Annotated in this window: 4 protein-coding genes and 2 pseudogenes; 3 read left to right on the top strand and 3 right to left on the bottom strand. The window is 49.3% G+C overall.

The window, feature by feature from the left end; genetic code table 11:
- Nucleotides 1-159, bottom strand: a pseudogene (gene ispH / locus ACJAZW_RS14705) (4-hydroxy-3-methylbut-2-enyl diphosphate reductase); the annotation flags it as partial.
- A 107-nt stretch (nt 160-266) separates the two neighbouring features.
- Between ispH and ACJAZW_RS14700 the strand changes: the two are divergent.
- Both ACJAZW_RS14700 and ACJAZW_RS14695 read left to right on the top strand, forming a co-directional pair.
- Nucleotides 267-2564 (top strand): putative PEP-binding protein, encoded by a 2298-nt coding sequence (locus ACJAZW_RS14700; RefSeq protein WP_415159428.1) that lies wholly within the window; start codon nt 267-269, stop codon nt 2562-2564.
- Between the two features lie 452 nt (nt 2565-3016).
- Nucleotides 3017-3934 carry a DNA-methyltransferase gene (locus ACJAZW_RS14695; protein WP_415159426.1) on the top strand — a complete coding sequence of 306 codons (918 nt, stop codon included), beginning with the start codon at nt 3017-3019 and terminating at the stop codon, nt 3932-3934.
- Here ACJAZW_RS14695 and ACJAZW_RS14690 read toward each other — a convergent pair.
- Nucleotides 3931-4578, bottom strand: coding sequence for a hypothetical protein (locus ACJAZW_RS14690; protein ID WP_415159424.1), 648 nt, complete (start codon nt 4576-4578; stop codon nt 3931-3933). The genes ACJAZW_RS14695 and ACJAZW_RS14690 overlap by 4 nt on opposite strands.
- 1136 nt (nt 4579-5714) lie before the next feature.
- Here ACJAZW_RS14690 and ACJAZW_RS14685 point away from each other — a divergent pair.
- Nucleotides 5715-6098 (top strand): annotated as a pseudogene (locus ACJAZW_RS14685) (cell wall hydrolase); the annotation flags it as partial.
- 12 nt (nt 6099-6110) lie between these two features.
- Here ACJAZW_RS14685 and ACJAZW_RS14680 read toward each other — a convergent pair.
- Nucleotides 6111-6647: a hypothetical protein gene (locus ACJAZW_RS14680; protein ID WP_415159422.1), complete on the bottom strand. Its 537-nt coding sequence runs from the start codon at nt 6645-6647 to the stop codon at nt 6111-6113.
- Nucleotides 6648-6810 lie beyond the last annotated feature (163 nt).

Here is a 6810-nt window from a genome sequence, read left to right as displayed (position 1 = left end):
ATCCACAACATATTTGTTGTGCACAATTTCATGCCGAACATACACAGGCGCACCATATTTTTCGAGTGATAGCTCGACAATCTGGATTGCACGATCAACACCGGCGCAAAAACCGCGTGGTGCACAAAGTAATATTTCCAAAGGACTTTTTTTTGCCATAGATGTGAGATGCTTTGTTCTGGAACTGGTGTCAAGTTTGTTGCACTTTACGGCGACACTAAGCCATACTAAACAAAAAACTTGAACGCAATCTAGGTCGTGCTGAAGTGCCACTAACCGTATCCCAACAAATGTTCGCGATTGCACCAGCAAATGAGCGCCCGCTTTTGTCGCGCGAGCAAGAGCGTTTGGTCGTGGGGAAGGCCGCTTGGATTTTCGCAATGGCCAAATCCGGGCAAAGAGCTTGCCCAACCATTTGCATTACGCGGCAGGCTTGGGAAGCGGTAAAAGAAGCAAAACCGGGCAGTCCTTTGCACACCAATTGGGTTGGTACGCTCTTTAAGCTTGTTGCCAAGGGCGAAGAGCCCCCTGCGCTTGTTGTGCGCACAGCTGCACAAGTTCACATGGCCGGACTAGCCAGAGTGCGCGGCAAAGTAGATGCGCCAAAAAAGGAAAGTGAAGCCACAGACCTATCAAAGCCTCTTGCCCGTGCTGTTGACCGTGCGTTTGAATCCTATTTGCACGGCACACCAGTATGGACGATCGACACAGGGCGTGACCTTTCGCTTGAACAAATTGTGCTGGTTCAAGCTGCAACGGCGCAAAAGCCATTTTCAATCCTAACCAGAGATTTATCTAGCGGCGAGTTGGGTCCGTGCAAATTGCAAGGTCAACCCGAGCTGCCCACATTGCCCAACCCGGCCGCGGCCCGCCAACTCTGTCGAAAAATGGATGCATTGGCGGGTGCGCATATGATTTGCTTGGTCGCACAGGAAAATGGCGGACTGATATTTCTGTCGGCGCGACCAGCTCAAGCCAGCATTTCGGCTAATCTGGAAGCGGCAATTGATCGCGTGAACAACGGAGATTGGACGCCGCGCAAAGCTGTTGCCGAGATTGACCCGGTGCAACTGCAACAGCTTTTGCACCCAAGACTAACCGGCAAAAAACGTGTTGTCGCGCTTGCGTCGGGGCTTGGTGTGTCGCCTGGGGCGGCGAGTGGGGCTATTGTATTCACGTCAGAGGACGCTTCTCGTTATCGGGCGCGCGGCAAAGACTGCATTTTGGTGAGCATCGAAACCGGACCTTCCGATATTGAAGGCATGCAGGCGGCCGCAGGCATTTTGACGGCGCGTGGCGGCATCACCAGCCACGCGGCGGTGATTGCGCGGGTTACCGGCAAACCCTGTGTTGCGAGCGTTCGGTCACTGTCTATTGATCTTGAGCACGCCAAAGTTCGTTTGGGCGAGCGGGAGTTTATCGCAGGCGCTGAGATTACCATTGATGGCAGTACCGGCGAAGTCTATGCGGGCGCTTTGCCATTGAGCCAACCCAAAATTGGCGCCGCATTGAGCACCTTGCTGGATTGGGCTGATGGCAACCGTACCATTCAAGTGCGCACCAATGTGGAAACCGAAGAATCAGCGCGCATCGCCTTGGCCTTTGGGGCCGAGGGGATCGGCCTTGCGCGTTCAGAACATATGTTCTTTTCCACAGAACGTATGGTTGCCCTGCGTCGCATGATCTTTTCGCAAAATGATCGTGACCGCAAACAAGCACTGGATGTGTTGGTCGAATACCAAGCAGATGATTATGCGCGGCTGTTTTCTACGATGGAAGGCTTGCCGATTACGGTGCGGTTGTTCGACCCACCATTGCACGAATTTTTACCCCGAAGCGAAGAAGAGTTGGAAGACGCCGCAGCTTCGCTTGGCTTGGAAACAGAGCATTTGCGCAACCGGCTGGATCGGATGGCGGAAGTCAACCCAATGCTTGGCCACCGGGGGTGTCGCCTGGCGATCTCGCACCCCGAAATATTGGACATGCAAATTCGGGCGCTGGTTGCTGGCGCACGCGCCGCGATTGAAGCCCACGACGTTCCCGTCAATTTGGAAATCATGGTGCCGTTTGTTTCGTCAGCGCGCGAAGTTCATTGGGTGCGCACCAAAATCTTGCAGTTGATGGAGCGGCTGGGCGTTGCGCAATCAGACAGTTTCAAATTCTCCATCGGGACAATGATTGAACTGCCTCGCGCAGCACTTAGAGCCTATGATATTGCCAAGCATGTCGATTTTTTCTCGTTCGGCACAAATGATCTCACCCAAACCACGTTCGGCATTTCGCGCGACGATGCACCTGCATTTCTTGCGACCTATCAGCGTCGGGGGCTGTACGATAATGACCCCTTTGTCACCATCGACAAAAAGGGTGTGGGCGAGCTGATTGAAATCGCCATTCGACGCGGTAAAGAAGCCAACCCAGATCTTAAAATTGGCATATGCGGCGAGCATGCAGGTGACCCAGAGAGCTTGAAGTTCTTTGCTGGTCTGAATGTCGATTATGTCAGCTGTTCGCCATACCGTTTGCCCATCGCACGGCTTGCCTTGGCGCAGTCGCAAAACTGATTTTTTTACAGCCATAGACTGCGGTTGACGATTTTGGTGGTTTAGGTTGCGCAGGAAATGACGGGCGAGTTGCCGATTTGAAAGCAAAGTGCCCAAGTCTGGGTGTTATTTCCCTCAATTAACACGATCATCTCAGAGTGGGTGTAAACTCTTGACTCACTAAGCAAAAGTATGTTGACGTCTGGACGTCGTTGTATAAAATATCCTCATCCTATTTCCACAATAAGGCGTAAGATTCGATGTCGTTAGCACCCGGGACTGTCAGAGACTCAATATTTGAGTTTCTAAGCGTGATTACTCACGATGCTTCAATCGAAGAAATACTTACAGCTGTGAATAGTCAACTTGGTGAAGTTCCCCCGTCTTCGATCCGATCATATTTAAATTTAAACACCCCTAAGACTTTTGAGCGAACTGGGCGGGGTAGATATAAGCTTAATGTTAGTGGGCACATGCACATCATCGAAAGCAGCCGAATCAAACCTGTTGCGGTGCATAAATCAATAGGAAAAGGGCTTGTCTATCACGCTGATTGTTTTGATTGGTTGGCCAATCAACCAGAAGCTTCGATAGAAGCTATTGTTACAGATCCTCCATATGGTTTGGTGGAGTTTAATGACAAAGAGACGGCTAAACTCCGAGCCGGCAAAGGTGGCGTTTGGCGCATACCTCCATCTTTTGATGGACATCAACGCGCACCACTTCCACGGTTCACTGTCTTGAATGATGATGATCGCAAAAACCTCCATCGTTTCTTTCTCCGATTTGGCTTACAGATCAACCGCATCCTTGTCCCAGGAGCGAACGTATTGGTTGCTGCAAATCCATTACTATCTCACATTGTTGCAAGCGCACTAACGGAAGCTGGGTTAGAGCTTCGGGGCTATGTGTCCCGCCAAGTTATGACGATGCGTGGGGGTGATCGCCCGAAAAACGCTCATGAAGAGTTCGATGGTGTATCAGTAATGCCTCGGTCGCAATGGGAGCCTTGGGTAATGCTGAGAAAGCCCTTGGAAGGTCGAGTACAGGACAATTTACGGAAATATGGTACCGGTGGTTTTCGTCGCCTTTCCCCAAATCGCCCGTTTGGCGATCTGATACAATCTCATCCAACACCTACAACGGAAAAGAAAATCGCACCTCACCCATCGCTTAAGCCTCAAGCCTTTATGCGCCAACTTGTACGCGCTGTTCTGCCCCTAGAAAAGGGAACGGTTCTTGATCCATTTATGGGCGGCGGTTCAACCATCGCGGCAGCAAACGCTGTAGGCTACAAAAGCATCGGTGTTGAACTAGATCGTAAGTATTTTGATATTGCGAATGATGCAATCCCGAAGTTGACGAGGCTTAGGCCAAAAATATCTGACTAAGATTTGCGCGTTTTGTTGGCCGTGCGCTGTTTTTCAACCCGACTTTCAATTCGATAAATCCATGATTTTCTCAGCTTTGCGATGCCATCCTTATGTAGCGTAGCTGTTCTGGTGCCTTTTTCCGTTGACCTTGCATTACTGCGAAAGTCTGCTTCGACGACGTGCCCAAGGTAAACTTCAGTAAAACGCATTGGCTCACGAGCCGATGTCGGCTCTGTCTCGGTATCTACCTCATAGACAAAAACACACATCCATTGCTCCCGTGCGCCGTGTGTGTCTACGGCACCACCGGCTTTCCGTGTGCTTTTGATTTCAACTCCATCTTTCCCAGATGCAATTGAATTGTTGGCATAGCGACCACGTACCACAAGATCAGGGTGGCCATTAAAAAAATCATTTGGGACAAGTGATCGTGAAAACCGAGCAAGCGAGGCAGTAATCATGTCTGAAATCATTCCCGACATGGCAGCGGGACGCGTCATGTCATCAAGTCGCTGCAATCCCTTACCGAGTAGCATTTCATTGACGTCATGAAAAAAATCGTAAACGTCCTGCATCCCATTTTCAAAATCACTAATCCTCAACTCGAACGGTAGTTCTGCGTTTTGGTTTAGCCCTGCTCGATCTACAATCGCTTTTTTCAAATTATTTATCCATGCTGATTCTTCGGTACACTATGACTCAATTTGTAGGTATGGTGATAGAGGAGCAAATTTCATAAATTAGTGCAGACAACTGATAGCTGAAGTTTAAGTCATGAATTGACGGTTAGACGCAAACATTCACACTATTAGCAATGGCGGCAATTCTGGTTTCGATTTATGGCTAGCCCTAGAAAGTTTATTTGAAGAATCTATATATCGACCGATCGACAACCATGTTTGGGTTTTGAAAATCTTCGCTCGAAGTGTTGAACGGGTTGAAAGCTGATAATGAAACAGTTGCCGTGGATATCCGGAACGCCCGCACACCCGCCATATCAAACGTCCCAACAAAATCGCCACTAAACGAACACGACGGTGCCCAGCTGTCGGCTAATTGTGATCACACATTCCGTTTACGTCCCATAAACCAAGATTTGAGATAATGGGGGTGTCGGCATGTGTTTAGTCGATCGAGTAGCATCGAGTTGTTTATGAGTATCTATCTGGCTGCCAGGCTGCAACAGGCCCGGCGCAAAAAGGCTAACGCCTACAAAAGCGCATGCGCTTTGCTTAGTTTTGTGGTCACCACCGCCGCGACGCTAGTTGTGTGGCCCTTCAATTCAAACACAGAACTTGCATTGCCGCCTCTTGCGATATCTGCGCCAGCCCAAGTCGCATCAATTGCGCCAACCGGATATGCTGCAATGTTTGACCAAGCGATTTTTGATGGATCCAACCGTGAAGCCAAAATTGAACGGGCGACGGGGCCAACTGCGGTGGAGATTGCCAATAGTTTTGGCAAATTGCGGTTTGCCATGCTCGAAGCACAAACCAAATTGCCAAAATTCGTTGCTCAAGACAGTTTAGTGGTCGCATCAATTCCACAAAAACCGCTGGCTAAGACGAAGCAAAAGTTTGATGTTGTTGCCCAACCAATACCCAAAACGGCAGCGCTGGACGCAATTGTTGCATTGGACGATATTGGCGACGCGACTGCATTGCGCGATCCATTGCAGCCTTATCCTGTTTCGGTGCCCACAAAGCTTGCCTACGCGCGCGATAATGCGCCGAGCTTGAAAGATTTCACCCCAACTTTGACCCAAGCCTCCATGGATGCCAACAAGAAACAACTTTGGTGCTTGGCGTCAGCGATTTACTTTGAAGCGCGCGGCGAAAGCTACCGTGGACAAGTGGCTGTGGCACAGGTTGTGCGCAATAGGGTCAAAAGCGAGGTCTATCCAAACTCAATTTGCTCAGTCGTATTCCAAAACCAAAGCTGGAAGAACCGCTGCCAGTTCTCATTCGCCTGTGATGGAGTTCCCGAACGGGTGAATGAAAAAGAGGCGTGGAAGCAGGCTGAGGAAATTGCAAAGAAAGTTGTGAACGGCGACATTTATTTGGCTGAAGTTGCAAACGCGACCAACTACCATGCCAATTATGTCCGACCGAAATGGGCGTCAGAACTGAAAAAACTCACGCAAATTGGTGTGCACATCTTTTACCGGGCGAAAAACGGGTAGGGTGTCGCAACGCTATTTGCACCCAATATAGCTGCCATGTGCTTCGCAGCCTTGGGCGTCACTGGCGGCAAAATCGTCTAAACCTTGAATGAACTTGAGCAAATCGCGACCTTGCAATTTGCCAAGAATGATAATTGCACCATCAACAAAGTCAGCGGGCTTGACTTCTTTGACATCAATTCCCGGATAAAGCACGTGCTTGGATCGCATGGCGTCGGTTGAATATGTGCCGGTTGAGGTGGTTGCGATATTGACGGTGAACACCCGCCCTGCGCTAATCTTCTTTACGGTTGCTGACGATATGGGATTGAGGTCAACATAGTCCTCAACATTCACATTGTAAGATCGATTATCGATCCGCACCAAATTGTCAAAATCAATACCATTAGGTGTTTGGTTTGTGCTGCCTTTTGCGACATCCAAGATATTTGCAGCAAATGCTGGTGTGGCAATTTTTATGCCGCTCTCGGCAAAGAAGACACCAGAAATAGCAGCAAGCACCAGCGCGAGCGGCATCATATTTGTTTTATTACGAATAGCGCCGAACATATCAAATCCTCAAGAAACAGTATGTCTTAAGAATTTATCAACCAATCACCCCTGCCGTCAAAGCAATGCTTAACATAGGGTTAACATGTGTTTCACATTGAACCATATGAATATGTCGCTATTTTACGGGCCCTAGGGTCTGGACTGAATTGAGAAAAGGTCT

Source organism: Maritalea sp. (assembly GCF_047634455.1).
Lineage (GTDB): Bacteria > Pseudomonadota > Alphaproteobacteria > Rhizobiales > Devosiaceae > Maritalea.
The sequence above is the reverse complement of the archived record's forward strand: the minus strand, read 5'-3'. Positions and strand labels throughout refer to the sequence as shown.